Raw genomic sequence first — 17,746 nt, forward strand, 5'->3', positions numbered from 1 at the left:
AAATAATAATTATTATATATTTATCTACTTTCATTTTAATGGATAGGTGCTTTTTATAACGTTATTTTCTTTATTGAGAGTGATACATAACCACAAAAATACAGTATAATCACTCTGATCAGACATGTATATTGGAAATAGCAACGATGAAACCTCATCTTAAACATTCATTAACAATAAAACAGATGGCCGCTGTTGCGGGCGTTACGTTGGTGACTATTGCTATTTTTATTAGTATTCAACTTGTTTATTTGATAGATCAACGTCGTGAAGATTATCAAAATCAGCTTTTTAATGCCGGTGTAAGTATCCAGCAACCACTCGCTGATGCATTGTTACGGTCAGATTTGAACAATGCTAAACAACAGATAGTTGCACTAAAAGCAACGGGGATTTTGGGTAAAGCGATTGTCATGCAACCCGAGAATGTGCAAGTAATGAATTTAGATTTTGCACCCAAAAAAGAAGTTTCTGAATTTTCAAGTTGGCTTTTTGGTATTCCCGTTGAAGCTGTTATTCCTTTACAGCCATTAGGTATTACTTCAACAGATGATAAGTCCTATAGTGGTCATCTCATTTTGCAGGCTGACACAAACCGTTTTTATCGTTTTGCCAGTAATACTGTCGCATTGATGCTAACAACATATCTGTTGATGGGGCTTATTCTGACGGTTGCTATTAGTTGGTGTATTAATCGTATTGTTGTAAAACCTTTACGCCAAATCGCCGTCACCCTCAATAAAGATAGCCAAGTTTCAGCGTTATCTTGTCCAAAATCACATTGTGATGATGAGATTGGTTTGCTGGTTAAAGGATATAATCATCAAAAATCTGATCAAAAATTGCCGAAGGTCTGAACCTTCTTACGCCATAATGAGTCTAATCACTATAGTGATTTCATTTCATGTTTCTGTGGTGATAAAGAATGATAATACAAAAAATAGACATCCAACATCTAACATGTCTTTTGGCACTTATTGTTAAACCTCATAAGTGGTTTAATACCAAGGATTAATACAATAGAGGTTCACATGCAGGGTGTAATGACACGAATTTTATTGGGAAGCGTTATGTTCGGCGCTGTTGTTTGCCAAGTTCAAGCAGAGGCTTTACAGCCAGATCCGGCTTGGCAAGAAGGGCGACTAGCAAATGGCTTTCAGTGGCAAATATTACAAACACCGCAACGCCCAAATGATAGAATACAGATCCGTTTATTAGTTAACACGGGATCTTTATCAGAAAAAAGCAGTGAAACGGGTTTTTCATCCTTAGTGTCCAAACTTAATGTTTTGGAAAATACAGGTTTAACGCCAGAGAAACGCGATAATCTATGGAAAAATGCGCTAGATCCTGATTATCCGTTACCTCCAATGATCGTTTCATATGATTTTACTGTTTATAATCTAAGTTTACCAAACAACCAGCCTGAGTTGTTAAAGGATGCTTTTGCATTATTAGCAGGTATTGCTAAACCTGCACAATACACAGAAAATGCGGTTCGTAACGCAGTTCAATCACCACTTCCGATTGCAACATTTCCTGTTAATATTGAAGATCCTATCTGGCGCTCACGTCTTGAAGGCTCTAATTTAAAAGGCCACAATCCGGGCAAACCCGTTAATCAATCAGTAAATACGAAAGAGTTGTCGGATTACCAACAGCGTTGGTACACCCCAGATATGATGACGCTTTATGTTGCAGGTAATGTTGATAATCGAGTATTGACTGAAAGTATTAATCAGGCTTTTTCATCTCTATCTGGAAAGCGTGTAACGCCAGTTCCAGTCCCTATTCTTGCTGATATGAAACCTGAAACGTTATATGTGCAAGAGCCTATGCGTGCAAAAGATCAAATTGCTTTAATTTGGGATTTAGATTGGTCGCCAGTAAAAGACTCTGATACGTTAAATAAATATTGGTTAAGTGATTTAGCTCGTGAAGTGATTTTTGTACATTTAGGTCGTAGCCTTGAACAACGCAAAGAAAATGACAGCACTCAAATTAACATTGATTGCCGAGTACAATATCAGCGTGCAAGTTGTTCTTTAAATCTTGATACTGCTACAGCACACATTCCTGCATTAGCATCATGGGTAGGAGAAGAATTAGGTCGCTTGCGTAACCAAGGTATCAGCGATGAGTTGTACCAAGAGTTGCAACAAGAGAAACAACTTCAATTAACTCAATTATTTGCACGTTATGCAAAAACCAGTACGGCTATTTTAATTAATCAGCGCCTGTTATCGCAACAAAGCAATATTATTGATATTCCACCTGAACAATATCAGCGTTTACGCCAAGCATTTTTAGCGGGCTTAACAAAAGAGACATTAAATCAGGAACTTTCAAGAGTTTTATCTGAAGATATTGCTTTTGTACTAACACAAAGTGGTGAAACGCCAACCGTAAATCTAGGTGAATTGCGTATTCAATTTGAAAAGCAAGTTCATCCAGAAACGGCAAATACACCTGCTCCTGTCGCAACGACTACACCCAATAAAGCAGTTGAAACCCCTGCGGTAACAACTCCAGCGGTGGAAACAAGACCAACGAAGAAATCGTAATAGAACGAAGATAGGCTGATATTGAAAATATATCAGCCATAAAGCAAACAAAAAGCCAAAAGTGTTATTTCTATATTTGAAGTGACCCCAATTTTTGGCTTTTTATTTGTTTGATCTTAAAGGCGTTTAAAGGCTTCTTTAATAATCGCGATCAAATCTTCACGGCTATTTCGCTGGGTTGTAAAACCTGCAATAGCAATCTGTTTTTCAGGTAAATAATAAGCGACCGAGCCCCAGTAACCAAGGTGATAGTAAAGTGTGCCTAGACTAGTTTCTTCAGCCATTAAACCTAAACGATAATTTGCAGCACCAGTGTGTGAGCCTTGCCATTTCATCTCTTTTAAGGTTGATGGATGCAAGTAAACTCTATCTTCGAAAAGATCAGCTGTAAATTTAGCTAACTCAAGGGTTGTCATCACAAGTCCGCCGCCACCAAAAGCATCCATTGAAGCATCAATATGAGTTCCTTCATGTTCGCCTGTAAATTGTCTGGCACGCACTTTGGGATGCTTAGGTTGTAGTTCTAAACCTTCCCACCATGTTTGAGGTAAATCCAAGTCTTGAAAATGCAATAATTCACGAACGGCGGTGGCCATATTTTTTCTCATAAACTGAGAAAGAATATCACCTAATAAAATGTAACCTGTATCTGAATAAATAAAGCGTTTTCCTGCAGGGATAATGGGAAAACCTTGTTGAGCATAGCGTGCAATTTGCTCTTCTCGTGTCCATTTATGAGAGGGATCTTTAATTACATCTTCAAGATAAGCTTCATTTGCATGATCGAATAAACCACTGCTGTGGCTTAATAAATGGCGCAGTGTAATGGTCTTAAGATCATAGCCTAGCTCTAATAATGTCTGTTGATAATTAGCACTTAAATACTTAGTTATGTCATCATCAAGAGACAGAGCATTTTGTTCCCATAAACGTAAAAAAGCGGCAGCGAGAAAGGTTTTTGTATTACTCGCGATTCGAAAAGGCGTATCTACAGTTAATTTTTTCTGGGTACTTTCGTCGGCAAATCCGTGCGCCATACCAAAAGGGTATTGGATGCCTGCACCTGTAATATAGATAGCACTTGCTGAAGGTAAGGCATGAAAAGCATCAGTCATTGATTGAACCATAGTTACTTCCTTATCTGTCAGGAAAATAAATCAGCAAAAAGGGTGTACTTGGCACCCTTTATTTATATTGCAGAAATTCATTATTTACTTTTTGTTGCTGCTCGTAATTCTGTTACTGTTTTACCGCCTATTCCCCAGTTGTCTGTTTCAACTTCATCAATCACTACAACGGTAGTTGCTGGGTTTTTACCTAATACATCAACCAAAAGTTGTGTCGCTCCCGCAATAAGTTGCTCTTTTTGCTCTGCGGTTGCACCTTCGCGTGTAATTTTAATATTAACGTATGGCATTGTTTTTCCTTATTACGTTATTTATAGGTGGTTAATGCAGGGAATTAACCATATAGTTTTATCATAAAGTTAAGATGTTGATTGCGTTTCAGCCAGCTGTTCTTTACGCATATTTGGGCCATCAGTCGCGATCCACGCAGCACAAAAAAGCGTTAATCGGGCAAAAAAGTAGAAGAAAGCCATTAAACCTATCACTGAACCAAATGCGGCACCTGACGGTGAGCTTGCGATTTTGGGTAGCATCCATGTCATGACCGATTTCAATATTTCAAAACCAATGGCGGCGATAAGTGTACCTTTAATAAGCGAAATTCGTTTTGGTTGATGGCGAGGTAGGATCCATAATATCCATAAAAAGAGTAAATAGTTTGCGGTAATGGAAATAGTTAAGCCGATTGTTGTCCATGCTGGCGTTAGCCATTCAATACCATCTAATCCTAGTGTATGAACAATCATTCTTTGGGCTGAACCTGCCACAGAAGTTAGCGTAATAGTGACAATTAATGCGAACAGTAAGCCAATTAGCGCTAAAAAGTCACGAAAATAGCGGAAATAGATTTTTTCTTGCTCTTCTTTATTTCTTTCCCAAACGGGGCGTGATTGCGCCAAAATGGCTTGGCGTAAATTACCCACCCAATTGACACCAGAATAAAGTGCAATCGCTAAACCAGTTAAACCAACAGTTGTACGCTGGCGAACTGCGGTATCAATACTCTGTTGAACAGTGGATGCAAGCGTTGGATCATCAATGCTATTTGCAACACCTGTAATTAATTTAGCGAGTAAATCTGGGTTTGAGGCTAAAACGAAACCCGCACAAGCAAAGGAAAGCATTAATACAGGGATTAATGATAAAAATGAAAAATAGGTAATGGCGGCACCAAACTGATTTCCCATTCTGTCAGTAAAACGTTCGGCGGTGCGAATTAGATGTGCAATAAAAGGAATGTTAGTAATAAAATTACTGATTTTAATCCCAACACCAATGGCTTTTTTTCCTCCATGGAGCCCTTTTTCCAGCCCTTTTTTGAGTGGCTGAGTCAGTTGAGTTTTTTCATTTTCTGTTTTGGGTTGCTGCTCTTCTGACATATATCCTCTTTAATTAGATCTGTCCATTTTTAATAACTGAGTGTCACTACTATAGTTTTCACTCAAAAATATCATAGCTTAATTTCTATTACACACCTTATGCTTATTGTAATTAGCCACTGATTTAGGAGATGTATTTGTTTGTTCTGGCTTAAGTGTAGATGATGCTCTATCAAAAGGCGTAGATAATCTTGTACTTAATAAAGGATAAAAAAACCAATACAGCAATTCTGAAATTAAGTTTAGTTTAATAAGAGAATGGCTACTCACTTATTGTTTTATTCTGTATTTCACAGTCAAATAAGGAGTAGGCATTAATTACTTATAATAACTACTTTGTCAGTAGATTTAATTCTTCTTCTATTGCCTTCAAATCTGCCTTTTCTTCAGCTAGTTTTCTTTCTTGTTTAGCAATTTTATCTGCATCACCTTTAAGTTGTGCTTCTTTTAATTCGAGCTCGCGCTCTTTAACATCAAGTTGTTTTTCACGTAATTCAAGGCGTGTGTTTTCAACCACTTTTTCAGGTGTGCAATAGCGTTCAACATTTTGCAATGCTCGCTCTAAACCTTGGATTCGATATTGATTACCATGTGCTTTTGCATATTCCATTTGTTTTTGGATATTCTGTTTTTTTATCTCACAGCCATTGGCTGGTCTATCGGCATAAGCATTGTTTGCGAGTAAACTTAAAGCGATGGCTGTAAAAAGTAATTTTTTCATCTTTCTATCCTATTTAAACTTAAGTGAAATATCGACTTATCATAACGGCTGAACACTAAGACACAACGTTTCTTTCGCTTTCAATGAAGAAGTTCGGCTTTTTCTGATACACTGAGTTTAATCACGATTTCAGAGTAAATTAATTACTAAGCTATACTTATTTCTAACGGAAGATAAAGAATGCTGAGCTATCGCCATAGTTTTCATGCTGGCAACCACGCCGATGTTTTAAAACATATTGTTCAAACACTCATCATTGAGTCTTTAAAAGAGAAAGAGAAACCTTTTCTTTATCTTGATACTCATGCTGGCGCTGGACGTTATCAATTAACCAATGCTCATGCGACTCGCACTGGCGAATATTTAGAAGGGATCGCACGCTTATGGCAGCAAGAAGAAGTGCCTGAGCTTATTTTACCTTACCTTGAAGCGGTCGGAGAATTAAACGCCAGTGGAGAACTGCGTTATTATCCAGGCTCTCCTCTATTAGCGGGTAAATTATTAAGAGAACATGATTCTTTAGTACTAACAGAATTACATCCAACGGATTTTCCTTTATTACGTACCGAGTTCTCTCGTGATGAGCGAGCTAGAGTTTCTCGTGAAGATGGTTTTGGGCAATTAAAATCTAAGTTACCTCCTCCAAGTCGTCGTGGATTCGCATTAATTGATCCACCTTATGAACTTAAACAAGACTATTCTGCCGTTGTTAAAGGTGTTGTTGAAGGCCATAAGCGCTTCGCGACGGGAACTTATGCGATTTGGTATCCTGTTGTTCATCGTCAGCAAATCAAACGCATGTTAAAAGAGCTTGAAGCAACAGGGATCCGTAAGATTTTACAAATCGAATTAGCAGTAAAACCTGATAGTGATCAATTGGGAATGACGGCGTCAGGGATGATTGTGATTAATCCACCTTGGAAATTAGAATCACAAATGAAATCAATACTCCCTTGGTTACATAAAACCTTAGTTCCTGAGGGTATTGGACATACATTAGTTGAGTGGGTTGTACCAGAATAAGCATCTTTATTATTGTTTTTGCCTATTACTGTAAAAGCTAAAATCTGACGTGCTATGTTTTAAATTTTGTCATAATAGACATCATGATATTAAAGACTTAGCCTGTGAGTTACCTATTTTTCTACAGATAAATGGATCAGAGAAATGACGAGCAAACATTACGATTATATCGCCATCGGTGGCGGTAGTGGCGGTATCGCATCAATTAATAGAGCGGCAATGTATGGACAAAAATGTGCATTAATTGAAGCGAAAGCATTAGGTGGCACTTGTGTAAACGTGGGTTGTGTACCTAAAAAAGTGATGTGGCATGCAGCACAAATTGCCGAAGCTATTCATCAATACGGTCCTGATTATGGTTTTGATACCACAGTGAACCGTTTTGATTGGGATACACTCATCAGTAGCCGTTCTGCTTATATTGACCGTATTCATCAATCTTATGACCGTGTCTTAGGTAATAACAAAGTTGATGTTATTCAAGGGTTTGCTCGTTTTGTTGATGCCAATACTATTGAAGTCAATGGTGAGAAGATCACAGCTGATAATATTCTGATTGCAACAGGAGGTCGTCCTGTTCAACCTAATATTCCGGGCGCTGAGTATGGTATTAATTCTGATGGCTTCTTTGAGTTAAAAGCCTTACCAAAACGCGTTGCTGTTGTTGGTGCTGGTTATATCGCTGTTGAACTTGCAGGTGTATTAAATGCTTTAGGTAGCGAAACACATCTATTTGTGCGTAAACATGCACCACTGCGTAATTTCGACCCATTAATCGTTGAAACACTGTTAGAAGTGATGGAAACCGAAGGGCCTAAATTACATACACATGCTATTCCTAAAGCTGTGATTAAAAATGCAGATGGAAGTTTAACTCTACAACTAGAAAACGCTACAGAGCAGACAGTTGATACCTTAATCTGGGCAATTGGTCGTGAGCCTGCAACTGATAACCTGAATCTGGCAGTAACGGGCGTTGAGTTAAATGAAAAAGGCTATATCAAAGTCGATAAATTCCAAAATACCAATGTAAAAGGCATTTATGCGGTTGGCGATAACACTGGGGCAGTTGAATTAACCCCCGTTGCTGTTGCCGCCGGACGTCGTTTGTCAGAGCGTTTATTTAATAACAAGCCTAACGAACACTTAGACTATTCCAATATTCCGACCGTTGTATTTAGCCATCCCGCTATTGGTACTGTTGGCTTAACAGAGCCTCAAGCGGTTGCGCAATACGGTGCTGATCAGGTCAAAGTATACAAATCGTCTTTCACTGCAATGTATAGTGCTGTAACTCGTCATCGTCAACCATGTCGTATGAAGTTGGTTTGTGTTGGTGCAGACGAGAAAATTGTTGGTATTCATGGTATTGGTTTTGGTATGGATGAAATGCTGCAAGGTTTTGCGGTTGCACTGAAAATGGGTGCAACGAAAAAAGACTTTGATGATACTGTGGCAATCCACCCAACTGCGGCAGAAGAATTTGTTACGATGAGATAAGCTATTTTTATTTATATAGCTTAAGCTTATTTTCATTATTACATGAAAAGCTAGAGTTAACCCTCTGGCTTTTTTATTGAAAAATTGTACTTATCCCCGTTTTGCTTCGAACTCAAACATCCTCTTTTCTACCTATTTTCCCAAAAGCATATTCGTCTACTAACTGACCAATAAACCAGTTATTAAGTAAAATTACCTATTTTGTAAAAAAAAGGTTATTACCTAATCGATATCCCCTTTTTATTTTATGCATTTGTGCGATGGATTTGCTTATTTTGTAAACAAATGTTGACAGGTTTACAGACTAACTTGTATCTGAATGTTAATTAAATAAATAATTATATTTTTTATTAACAATTTTAAGTCTTGTGGCTATCTCTTTGTTTATCATTAAATAATAAATAGTTTCTCAAAGAAGGAATGACTCTAAATGCTATTTTTTTATGAGAAAAATCGATTAAATTGACCATATTATATCTATGGATATTGTTGTTTAGAGAAATGGTTAACAAATAATTATAATTATTAACAATGTAATAAACTATGATAATATCCACTTTTAAAGATACAAATTAATAACATTATAAATATAAATGGTAAATCCATTACTGAGGTAGAAGATGAAAATTTCAAGGAGAAAGCTGCTTTTAGGTGTTGGTGCTGCGGGCGTTTTAGCTGGTGGTGCTGCGTTAGTTCCAATGGTTCGCCGTGATGGTAAATTCGTTGAAACTAAATCTAGAGTATCATTTGTCGAAGGTACAGAGGGTGCTCTGCCTAAAGAGTCTGATGCAGTGATTATCGGTGCTGGTATCCAAGGTATCATGACCGCTATCAACCTTGCAGAACGTGGCATGAGTGTCACTATTTTAGAAAAAGGCGAGATTGGCGGTGAACAATCGGGCCGAGCATACAGCCAAATTATTAGTTATCAGACATCACCAGAAATTTTCCCATTACACCATTACGGGAAAATCTTATGGCGTGGAATGAACGAGAAAATTGGTGCCGATACCAGTTATCGCACACAAGGTCGTGTAGAAGCCCTTGCTGATGAAAAAGCGTTTGATAAAGCTCAAGCATGGATCAAAACAGCTAAAGAAACGGCTGGATTTGATACACCATTAAATACTCGCATTATTAAAGGTGAAGAGTTATCAAACCGTCTTGTTGGTGCCCAAACACCGTGGACCGTTGCCGCTTTTGAAGAAGACTCAGGTTCTGTTGATCCAGAAACAGGAACACCTGCATTAGCTCGTTACGCTAAACAAATTGGCGTAAAAATCTACACCAACTGCGCGGTAAGAGGCATCGAAACTGCGGGTGGTAAAATTTCTGATGTTGTAACAGAAAAAGGCGCAATTAGAACATCTCACGTTGTTCTTGCGGGTGGTATTTGGTCACGTTTATTTATGGGTAACATGGGCATTGATATTCCAACGCTGAATGTTTACTTATCACAACAACGTGTATCAGGCGTTCCGGGCGCACCTCGTGGGAACGTGCATTTACCAAATGGTATTCACTTCCGTGAACAAGCCGATGGTACTTATGCTGTCGCACCACGTATTTTCACAAGTTCTATCGTGAAAGATAGCTTCTTGTTAGGGCCTAAGTTCATGCATCTGTTAGGTGGTGGTGAGCTGCCATTAGAATTCTCTATCGGTGAAGACTTATTTAATTCATTCAAGATGGCAACATCTTGGAAATTAGATGAAAAAACACCATTTGAACAATATCGTACTGCAACAGCAACACAAAATACTGAGCATTTAGATGCTGTATTCCAAAGAATGAAAGCGGAATTCCCAGTATTTGAAAAATCACAAGTTGTTGAACGTTGGGGTGCTGTTGTTAGCCCAACATTTGATGAATTACCAATTATTTCTGAGGTCAAAGAATACCCAGGTCTGGTTATCAATACCGCGACAGTATGGGGTATGACCGAGGGCCCAGCAGCAGGTGAAGTGACTGCTGATATCGTAACGGGCAAAAAACCAGTTATTGATCCAACGCCATTTAGTATGGATCGTTTTAAGAAATAAGTAACCCCTTGTTTTACTGTAAATTAAACATGTTAAGGAGTTTTCATGCGCTATAAAAGTTTACTTGTTGCCCTACCTTTTATTTTTGGTGTAGCAAGTGCGAATGCGGAGGGTGTTGTGCACCATAAATTAAACGGTATGCCTATTTCGGAATCTGTTGAAGTTAGTGCAGGTAACAACCTTGTTTTCTTAAGTGGCAAAGTACCCGCTAAGAAATCAGCAGATGCGCCAGAAGGTGTATTAGCTTCTTATGGTAACACTGAAGAACAAACTATCAGTGTTTTAGAGCAAATCAAAACTCACCTGAATGAACTTGGCTTAGACATGAAAGACGTTGTTAAAATGCAAGTCTTCTTAGTCGGTGGTGAAGAAACTAAAGGTGAGATGGACTTTAAAGGCTTTATGGACGGTTATTCTAAGTACTTTGATGCTTCGAAAACTGAACAACTGCCAGCTCGTTCAACGTTCCAAATCGCTAAACTGGCAAATCCAGCATGGCGTGTAGAAATTGAAGTTATTGCTGTTCGTCCTGCAAAATAAGAACGATAGCTTTTACTCAATTTCGAAGTAAAATATAATCAAATAAAACGCCAAAGAGGGGCAACTTTCTTTGGTGTTTTTTTATGGTATCGATATGTTATGGCGATATGTCGATAAAATGTGTTTTTATAAACATATGAGTTGGTCTTCTAGAATACCTTATAACAATCTACCTTCATCACCACCTGATCTATAATTCATTGAAATACGTAAATATTTATAAATTATGTTTTAACTACTTTCACCTTGAATAAACTTCACTGGAATAACAGAGACGTTATCTGTTATTTCTTTATTCTCAATTAATGCACTAATCACTTCTACACTTTTTTCAGCCAGTTGTTCAAAGGGCTGTTCAATACAAGTTAATTGGCGCAGTGTCTGATTTAGCCAAGGGCTTCCATCGTAAGCAACGATTTTTAATTGTTCTGGAATGGCAATATTTCGTCTTGTTGCTTCATTAAATAATGCCATTGCTGGAATATCAGCGGCAAAAATGGCATCAATATCTGAATACAAAGAAAGTATTTTTGTGGCAAAAGAGTGAAAATAATCTTTCTCTTCTTCCTTCCAATTTACTTTGCATGGAATAGGTTTAATACCTGCCTGAATAAGCGTTTCTTTAAAAGCTAAACAGCTTTGATATGAAGGTGTTGATGATAAATAACTTGAGTTATCTTCAATGTAGAGGATTTTTTTGCAACTCTTTTGAATAAGGTGTTCCGCTGCTAATCGCCCGCCAGTATGGTGATCAGAGCAAACTAATGGAATATCACGAAGATGGCGATCTAGTGTTACCACTGGCCTTTGAATATGTTGATATTCACAATCATTCAATAATAAATATTCTGCAATAATACCGTCGATCTGACCACGTTTGAGCATATCAAAAAATATACGTTCGCGTACTTTGCTATTTTGTGTTGCGCATAACATCATGCTATAGCCATTTTCAGCGAGCTTATTTTCAATAAAACGAGTCACTGTCGCAAAATAAGGGTATTCAAGGCTATTAATAATGACACCAACAACGGCACTTTTTTGTTGATATAAATTTCTTAGCCAAGTATCAGGAATATAATCTAATTCCTCTACCGCTTTCTTTATTTTTTCTCGTGCAGCTTGAGATACATAACCGCTGTTATTTAATGCTCTAGAAACGGTGCTTGCTGCGACATTGGCTTTTTTTGCGACATCACGGATCCCGGCCATTGAATATGCTGTTGCTCCTTTCAATTAGTTGATGACCTAATATATCTTAATATGATTATGACAAACCCATCTTTATTGAGGTAATTGTGTTTTTTTAGTATGAGCTATTTCACATTTTAGTATGTTAATTACCTTGCTCTCTCTTTTAGTGCTTATAGTATCTTATATTAATTATGGAACAGTTCCATATATACTAATTACCTTAGTGAGGCGAATATGTCTAATACTTGGTGGAAAGAAGCGGTGGTCTATCAAATTTATCCCAAGAGTTATTTTGATAGTAACGGGGATGGTGTTGGGGATTTAGCAGGGATCACAGAGAAATTAGATTATATTCAGTCACTCGGTACAAATGTTATTTGGTTATGCCCCATTTTTAAATCGCCAATGAAAGACAATGGTTATGATATTGCTGATTATTCTGTTGTCGATCCTATCTTTGGGGATAATAACGCGTTAGATAAGCTAATTAGCGAAGCTAAAAAACGTGATATTAAAATTCTATTAGATTTAGTATTAAATCACTCTTCTGATGAGCATCCATGGTTTAAAGCCGCAATTGAAGATCCTAATAGCCCATATGCTGATTATTATATATTTAAACAATGGGATAAGCCGACTCCTCCTAATAATTTACGCACTTATTTTGACTGCTCTGTTTGGAGTCGTGTTGGAAAAACAAATCGTTGGTATTTCAATTCATTTGGCCCTGAACAGCCGGACTTAAATTGGGAAAATCCACAATTACGTAAAGACATTATCAATATGATTAATGTCTGGATAAAAAAAGGTGTTGCTGGATTTCGTATTGATGCAATTGGTAATTTAAAAAAATCCCCTGAAGCCTTATCTGAATATCAATTTGAACCTGATAAAGATGATGGCTCTGCATCTTTAGTACCTTGGGTTTTAAATCAACCAGGCATTGATAAGTTCTTAACTGAATTAGTTGAGAACACTTTTAAGCCAGCAAATAGTATGACAGTTGCTGAAATTGACGTACCTGAAAAAGATTTACGTGCTTATGTTGGTGAGAATGGTTATTTCTCGATGGTATTTGATTTTAGTATTGCTGATTTAGATATCCGCAATGAAAAGCCATTTACCATTAACCCTATTACAGGTGAAAGATTAAAACCGGTATTTATTAAAAGCCAATTAGATACTCAACGAGTAGGTTGGGGAGCGCCTTATTTAGAAAATCACGATCAACCTCGTTCATTAAATAAATTTCTCCCTAAAGGAGGAATTAACCCTATTAGTGCCAAAATGCTAGCGACATTTTTATTAGCTCAACGAGGAACGCCTTTTATTTATCAAGGGCAAGAAATCGGCATGACAAATTGTCCGATGACATTAGAGGAACATGATGATTTACATGTTTTTAAATTGTATGAATGGGGCAAGAAATTAGGTTACAGTGACAAGCAAATTATTGAGTACTTTAATGGCCGTAGTCGTGATAATTCAAGAACACCTTTCCAATGGAATAATGAAATAAATAGTGGTTTTAGTACAGGTAAACCTTGGTTAAAAGTTAACCCTAATTATGTCGATATTAATGCGCAACAAGAAACGCAAGATAAGTACTCTCTTTTCGCTTATTACCAACAATTAATTGCATTAAGACGACATTCAGAGATTAGTAATATTCTGATTTACGGTGAGTTTTTGCCATTAGATTCACCAGAAAATGTGATTGCTTTTAAGCGTACTTATGAAGGCAACTCAGTCAATATCTACTGTAATTTTAGTGGTGAAGAAAAAATACTAACCATTAACGCTAAAAATATTTATTTGCATAACAGTCCAATAGTGGAAGATGGACAAGGCAATTTTATTCTTCAGCCTTATCAAGCAATTATATTTGCTTAATTTCCTCTATTTAATTGAAAATAAAGCGCCTTTATAGGACGCTTTATTATTTGAGATTTTTATTTCATCCGCTTCAGCCAATCTGCAATAAATTCTGCAATAGCCTCAGGTGCGTTGATATCGAGTAATGGAAAATCGACGCTTAAATCGCAATCACTGGCGACGGCAATAACGTGCTCATCAAGTAAATCATTAAAATCACGGTTGTTGATATGGCGATAAAGGGCAATTTTAGGAATAGTTTCGCCTTTAAATCCTTCCACTAAGATTAAATCCAGCTTACTCGCATCAAAGCGAGAAGCGAGGTAATACAAATCTAATTCTGGGAGTTCTGGAGTTTCTGTCATTAATGCCCAACGTTGTTGGCTTGCGACTAATGTTTGGTCTGCTCCTGCTTTTCTAAGTTCGTAGCTGTCTTTTCCGGGTTTATCCACATCCATATCATGATGAGTGTGTTTGATCATACCTACACGAATTTCTCTTTTGCGTAATTGTGGAATAAGTTGTTTTAGGAGTGTCGTTTTACCTGTTCCACTCCACGCCGTGATCCCTAAAAGGGGTAAATCTACTTGTGCCATATTTTTCATTCCTATTTTTCTAGTTTGTTGGCTTTTTCAATATCGTCAGGGGTATTTAAATTAATAAAAGCATTTGCTTGATCTGCAAATAAAACCGGGTGCGCATTTATCTGCTTCATAAACAACATTAATTTTCGATCACCTTGTGCTAAATAAGCTTCTAGCATAGGAATAATACGACGATTTAACAGTGCTAAGGTAGGATGCTCTCTTTCACCATCATCAACATAAACGGCTAATGCTTCTCCTCTTTGTTTATAGAGTTTTTCAACTAAATTAAGAGGAAAGTAGGGGACATCACAGGGTACAAAGGCAACCCAAGGTGTTGAGGCTTGCTTTAATAACGTAAGCATGCCAGCTAAAGGCCCTGAAAATCCCTCTATTTCATCGGTAATAACGGGATATTGGCTTTGGCGATATTGTTCTAAATTTCGGTTAGCACTAATCAGTATGCTATCAACTTGAGGTGCTAGTTTTTGGGCTATATGGTGGTATAAAGGCTGTCCATGTAGAATTTGAAGCCCTTTATCAGCACCTCCCATTCGTGTTGCTTGGCCACCCGCAAGTATACCACCTGTAATATTCTTCATTTTCATATTCAATATTTGTGAATAAATTGGCTAAAATTTCCGAACGATTTTTATCAAGTAAAGACGATATACTAATAAAAAATATCGACTTAATGAGATTTCATGTAAAGCGACAGCAATTTTTATCAAAAAAGCGTAATCTTTACGCATATTGACAGAGGTTTCCTTTTTCTATCGGATAATAATTGGTACTTTGTTGTTGTAATTAATAATAAGGATTTTTTGTATGAAATGTCACCGTCTTAATGAAGTTATGGAATTACTGCACCCAGTTTGGGAAGAAAATTCTGATTTAAACTTAGTTCAATTATTGCAGAAACTGGCTGATGAAGCGGGTTTTAAAGGTCAATTATCTGATCTGACTGATGATATTTTGATTTACCATCTGAAAATGCGCGGTTCAGCGCCGACAGATGTGATACCAGGACTGAAAAAAGATTACGAAGAAGATTTTAAAACCGCCATTTTACGTGCTCGTGGCGTGATTAAAGATTAAATTCAGGATAGAAAATGGAAATGTCTGCCTCATTTAATTTTCAGGGACTTTCACCTGATAGCATTTGGGATGCGTTAGTTAAAATCGGTTTTTATCCTGAATCAGGGTTAACGGAATTAAATAGCTATGAAAATCGTGTTTTTCAATTTATGGATGAACATCGACAACGTTATGTGGTGAAATTTTATCGTCCACAACGTTGGTCGTATGAACAAATAAAAGAAGAACATGAATTTGTTTTAGCATTAAAGGGGGCTGAGGTATCCGTAGCTGCCCCTTTAATGATTAATAATGAGACAGTTCATTTTTCTGATGATGGCTTTTATTTTGCAATATTCCCCAGCATAGGGGGAAGAGCATATGAAACTGATAATTTATTTCAGCTAGAAGAAGTAGGACGCACATTAGGGCGCATTCATCAAATAGGCAGAAAAAAGAGTTATGAGTATCGACCAACAGTTTCTATTGCAGAATATCTGATAGCACCAAAATTGGAATTTGAAAGTAGTGAGTTAATTCCTAATAACCTCAAACCTCAATTTATAGAGGTTATAGATAAACTTATTTATGATGTGCGTCCTAGAATTGAGGACTCTGCATGGCAAATATTACGGCTACATGGTGATTGCCATCCCGGTAATATATTGTGGCGTGATGAAGTTGTAATGGTTGATTTTGATGATTCCCGAATGGGACCTGCGGTACAAGACTTTTGGATGCTATTAAACGGCTCTCGGCAAGAGCAGGTTATACAATTAGATACGATCCTTGAGTCTTATTATGAATACCAAGATTTTGATTTACGTGAATTATCATTAATTGAACCACTAAGAGCAATGAGAATGGTGCATTACCTCGCATGGGTATTAAAACGCTGGAATGATCCTGCTTTCCCACGTGCTTTTGTTTGGTTTAAAGAGCAAGATTTTTGGTTTAAACAATTAGCCTTATTCAAGGGACAAGTGGAGCAATTAAATGAGCCTCCTTTACAGCTTAGTCCAATGTATTAATTCTTAGGAGACGATGAGAAATGAAAAAGATTTGGCTGGCGTTAGCAAGTATGGTATTGGCATTCAGTGTTTCTGCTGCTGATATTTCTGAAGGAAAACAGTACACTAACCTTTCTAAACCTGTTGCTTCGGCGCCTGATGTTGTTGAGTTTTTCTCTTTTTATTGCCCACACTGCTATCAATTCTCTGAAGTGTATAAAGTTAATAGCGCTGTTGAAAAGAATGCGCCAGAAAATACCAACATTGTCCGCTATCACGTTGATTTCTTAGGACCTTTAGGTAAAGATTTAACACGTTCTTGGGCTGTTGCAATGGCATTAGGTGTTGAAGATCAAGTTTCTCCAGTTTTATTTAAAGGAATTCAAGAAACTCAATCTATCCGTTCTGTTGACGATATCCGTAATGCCTTTATTAACGCTGGCGTTAAAGGCGAAGATTATGATGCTGCAATGAATAGCTTTGTGGTGAATTCTTTAGTTAGCCAACAACAAAATGCTGTCGCTGATTTTCAAATCAATGGTGTTCCTGCCATGATAATTGGCGGTAAATATAAAATGAAAAATGATGGTATCAGCGCAAAATCGCCAGAAGAGTATGCAAAAACATATTCTGATATTGTGAATCAGTTATTGCTGAAAAAATAATATAGACTTAATCTTTTCCTATATGGACTAAGTAAAAGTATATAGGTTTTTATATGAAAAATAGCACTCAAGAAATAGGAGTGCTATTTTTTTTACTTTCATATTTTTGTCATAATATAACTATCCACATTAATAAAAAATACTACGATTAATTTATAATATCTTAATGAATTCTCTAAGTGATTGATTTTTTAATTGTGTTAATGAATTGAAAAGAAGCCTAACTTATTAATATAGAGAGGGTTACAAAACTACTCACAGAGTTATCCACAGGTTATTTTGATGCTGATTAAAAAATAAAGTCTTAGTAGAACAAGATGACACTAATATGACTGTTAATATTAATGATGAGTCAATGGCTCTATCTTAAATGCTTTCTAAATAAAGGAGTCAGTTTGCTTTTTAGTCTTTATTTCTAATTAGAATCAGATTAATGGGAGTAGTT

Annotated in this window: 17 protein-coding genes; 10 read left to right on the plus strand and 7 right to left on the minus strand. The window is 36.9% G+C overall.

Annotation, left to right across the window (positions count from 1 at the left end):
- The first annotated feature begins 146 nt into the window (after window positions 1-146).
- Together C0T34_RS14595 and C0T34_RS14600 are read left to right on the plus strand one after the other, a co-directional pair.
- Window positions 147-857, plus strand: a complete 711-nt coding sequence (locus C0T34_RS14595) for a HAMP domain-containing protein (RefSeq protein WP_098941697.1) — start codon at window positions 147-149, stop codon at window positions 855-857.
- A gap of 174 nt (window positions 858-1,031) precedes the next feature.
- Entirely contained in the window at window positions 1,032-2,564 is a 1,533-nt protein-coding gene (locus C0T34_RS14600; protein WP_239450333.1) for an insulinase family protein, read from the plus strand.
- 116 nt (window positions 2,565-2,680) lie between these two features.
- Here C0T34_RS14600 and C0T34_RS14605 read toward each other — a convergent pair whose 3' ends face one another.
- The 4 genes from C0T34_RS14605 to C0T34_RS14620 form a co-directional block, all read right to left on the minus strand.
- Window positions 2,681-3,691, minus strand: a complete 1,011-nt coding sequence (locus C0T34_RS14605) for a serine hydrolase domain-containing protein (protein ID WP_109850377.1) — start codon at window positions 3,689-3,691, stop codon at window positions 2,681-2,683.
- Window positions 3,692-3,771: 80 nt separating this feature from the next.
- A complete protein-coding gene (locus tag C0T34_RS14610) occupies window positions 3,772-3,981 on the minus strand; it encodes a 4-oxalocrotonate tautomerase family protein (protein WP_006534633.1) in 210 nt (69 codons plus the stop codon).
- A gap of 69 nt (window positions 3,982-4,050) precedes the next feature.
- Window positions 4,051-5,070, minus strand: coding sequence for an inner membrane protein YhjD (yhjD, locus tag C0T34_RS14615; RefSeq protein WP_088494357.1), 1,020 nt, complete (start codon window positions 5,068-5,070; stop codon window positions 4,051-4,053).
- A 331-nt stretch (window positions 5,071-5,401) separates the two neighbouring features.
- On the minus strand, window positions 5,402-5,791 hold the full coding sequence (locus C0T34_RS14620) for a DUF1090 domain-containing protein (RefSeq protein WP_109850378.1): 390 nt from the start codon (window positions 5,789-5,791) through the stop codon (window positions 5,402-5,404).
- A gap of 180 nt (window positions 5,792-5,971) precedes the next feature.
- Between C0T34_RS14620 and C0T34_RS14625 the strand changes: the two genes are divergently transcribed.
- From C0T34_RS14625 to C0T34_RS14640, 4 genes are all read left to right on the plus strand, one after another.
- Window positions 5,972-6,814, plus strand: a complete 843-nt coding sequence (locus C0T34_RS14625) for a 23S rRNA (adenine(2030)-N(6))-methyltransferase RlmJ (protein ID WP_098941700.1) — start codon at window positions 5,972-5,974, stop codon at window positions 6,812-6,814.
- A gap of 144 nt (window positions 6,815-6,958) precedes the next feature.
- Complete coding sequence (gorA, locus tag C0T34_RS14630) at window positions 6,959-8,314, plus strand: glutathione-disulfide reductase (RefSeq protein WP_109850379.1); 1,356 nt, start codon at window positions 6,959-6,961, stop codon at window positions 8,312-8,314.
- Window positions 8,315-8,934: 620 nt separating this feature from the next.
- Window positions 8,935-10,356, plus strand: a complete 1,422-nt coding sequence (locus C0T34_RS14635; protein ID WP_075673337.1) for an FAD-dependent oxidoreductase — start codon at window positions 8,935-8,937, stop codon at window positions 10,354-10,356.
- Between the two features lie 45 nt (window positions 10,357-10,401).
- Window positions 10,402-10,896, plus strand: a complete 495-nt coding sequence (locus C0T34_RS14640; protein WP_069369589.1) for a RidA family protein — start codon at window positions 10,402-10,404, stop codon at window positions 10,894-10,896.
- Window positions 10,897-11,127: 231 nt separating this feature from the next.
- Here C0T34_RS14640 and C0T34_RS14645 read toward each other — a convergent pair whose 3' ends face one another.
- Entirely contained in the window at window positions 11,128-12,108 is a 981-nt protein-coding gene (locus C0T34_RS14645) for a LacI family DNA-binding transcriptional regulator (RefSeq protein ID WP_109850380.1), read from the minus strand.
- Between the two features lie 216 nt (window positions 12,109-12,324).
- Between C0T34_RS14645 and C0T34_RS14650 the strand changes: the two genes are divergently transcribed.
- Window positions 12,325-13,983: an alpha-glucosidase gene (locus C0T34_RS14650; RefSeq protein ID WP_109850381.1), complete on the plus strand. Its 1,659-nt coding sequence runs from the start codon at window positions 12,325-12,327 to the stop codon at window positions 13,981-13,983.
- A gap of 59 nt (window positions 13,984-14,042) precedes the next feature.
- Here the strand turns inward: C0T34_RS14650 and mobB are convergent, their stop codons facing one another.
- Together mobB and mobA are read right to left on the minus strand one after the other, a co-directional pair.
- Complete coding sequence (gene mobB, locus C0T34_RS14655) at window positions 14,043-14,561, minus strand: molybdopterin-guanine dinucleotide biosynthesis protein MobB (RefSeq protein ID WP_098944036.1); 519 nt, start codon at window positions 14,559-14,561, stop codon at window positions 14,043-14,045.
- A gap of 11 nt (window positions 14,562-14,572) precedes the next feature.
- Entirely contained in the window at window positions 14,573-15,157 is a 585-nt protein-coding gene (gene mobA, locus C0T34_RS14660) for a molybdenum cofactor guanylyltransferase MobA (RefSeq protein ID WP_075673333.1), read from the minus strand.
- Window positions 15,158-15,377: 220 nt separating this feature from the next.
- On the opposite strand from mobA, the gene C0T34_RS14665 reads away from it, so the two are divergent.
- From C0T34_RS14665 to dsbA, 3 genes are read left to right on the plus strand one after another with little or no spacing between them, the layout of a single operon-like run.
- The gene (locus C0T34_RS14665; protein WP_075673332.1) at window positions 15,378-15,647 is read left to right on the plus strand and encodes a YihD family protein; all 270 of its coding nucleotides are present in this window, start codon (window positions 15,378-15,380) and stop codon (window positions 15,645-15,647) included.
- A gap of 14 nt (window positions 15,648-15,661) precedes the next feature.
- Window positions 15,662-16,657 (plus strand): serine/threonine protein kinase, encoded by a 996-nt coding sequence (locus C0T34_RS14670; RefSeq protein ID WP_098941705.1) that lies wholly within the window; start codon window positions 15,662-15,664, stop codon window positions 16,655-16,657.
- Between the two features lie 20 nt (window positions 16,658-16,677).
- Window positions 16,678-17,301: a thiol:disulfide interchange protein DsbA gene (gene dsbA / locus C0T34_RS14675; protein ID WP_098941706.1), complete on the plus strand. Its 624-nt coding sequence runs from the start codon at window positions 16,678-16,680 to the stop codon at window positions 17,299-17,301.
- Window positions 17,302-17,746: the final 445 nt, after the last annotated feature.

Origin of the sequence: Proteus sp. CA142267 (assembly GCF_003336825.1) — a bacterium.
Classification (GTDB): domain Bacteria; phylum Pseudomonadota; class Gammaproteobacteria; order Enterobacterales; family Enterobacteriaceae; genus Proteus; species Proteus terrae.

What these genes read in the sequence shown, in the direction of transcription:
- C0T34_RS14595 (WP_098941697.1), top strand. Translation starts at nt 147, where the DNA reads ATGAAACCTCATCTTAAACATTCATTAACAATAAAACAGATGGCCGCT.
- C0T34_RS14600 (WP_239450333.1), top strand. Translation starts at nt 1,032, where the DNA reads ATGCAGGGTGTAATGACACGAATTTTATTGGGAAGCGTTATGTTCGGC.
- C0T34_RS14605 (WP_109850377.1), bottom strand. Translation starts at nt 3,691, where the DNA reads ATGGTTCAATCAATGACTGATGCTTTTCATGCCTTACCTTCAGCAAGT.
- C0T34_RS14610 (WP_006534633.1), bottom strand. Translation starts at nt 3,981, where the DNA reads ATGCCATACGTTAATATTAAAATTACACGCGAAGGTGCAACCGCAGAG.
- yhjD (WP_088494357.1), bottom strand. Translation starts at nt 5,070, where the DNA reads ATGTCAGAAGAGCAGCAACCCAAAACAGAAAATGAAAAAACTCAACTG.
- C0T34_RS14620 (WP_109850378.1), bottom strand. Translation starts at nt 5,791, where the DNA reads ATGAAAAAATTACTTTTTACAGCCATCGCTTTAAGTTTACTCGCAAAC.
- C0T34_RS14625 (WP_098941700.1), top strand. Translation starts at nt 5,972, where the DNA reads ATGCTGAGCTATCGCCATAGTTTTCATGCTGGCAACCACGCCGATGTT.
- gorA (WP_109850379.1), top strand. Translation starts at nt 6,959, where the DNA reads ATGACGAGCAAACATTACGATTATATCGCCATCGGTGGCGGTAGTGGC.
- C0T34_RS14635 (WP_075673337.1), top strand. Translation starts at nt 8,935, where the DNA reads ATGAAAATTTCAAGGAGAAAGCTGCTTTTAGGTGTTGGTGCTGCGGGC.
- C0T34_RS14640 (WP_069369589.1), top strand. Translation starts at nt 10,402, where the DNA reads ATGCGCTATAAAAGTTTACTTGTTGCCCTACCTTTTATTTTTGGTGTA.
- C0T34_RS14645 (WP_109850380.1), bottom strand. Translation starts at nt 12,108, where the DNA reads ATGGCCGGGATCCGTGATGTCGCAAAAAAAGCCAATGTCGCAGCAAGC.
- C0T34_RS14650 (WP_109850381.1), top strand. Translation starts at nt 12,325, where the DNA reads ATGTCTAATACTTGGTGGAAAGAAGCGGTGGTCTATCAAATTTATCCC.
- mobB (WP_098944036.1), bottom strand. Translation starts at nt 14,561, where the DNA reads ATGGCACAAGTAGATTTACCCCTTTTAGGGATCACGGCGTGGAGTGGA.
- mobA (WP_075673333.1), bottom strand. Translation starts at nt 15,157, where the DNA reads ATGAAAATGAAGAATATTACAGGTGGTATACTTGCGGGTGGCCAAGCA.
- C0T34_RS14665 (WP_075673332.1), top strand. Translation starts at nt 15,378, where the DNA reads ATGAAATGTCACCGTCTTAATGAAGTTATGGAATTACTGCACCCAGTT.
- C0T34_RS14670 (WP_098941705.1), top strand. Translation starts at nt 15,662, where the DNA reads ATGGAAATGTCTGCCTCATTTAATTTTCAGGGACTTTCACCTGATAGC.
- dsbA (WP_098941706.1), top strand. Translation starts at nt 16,678, where the DNA reads ATGAAAAAGATTTGGCTGGCGTTAGCAAGTATGGTATTGGCATTCAGT.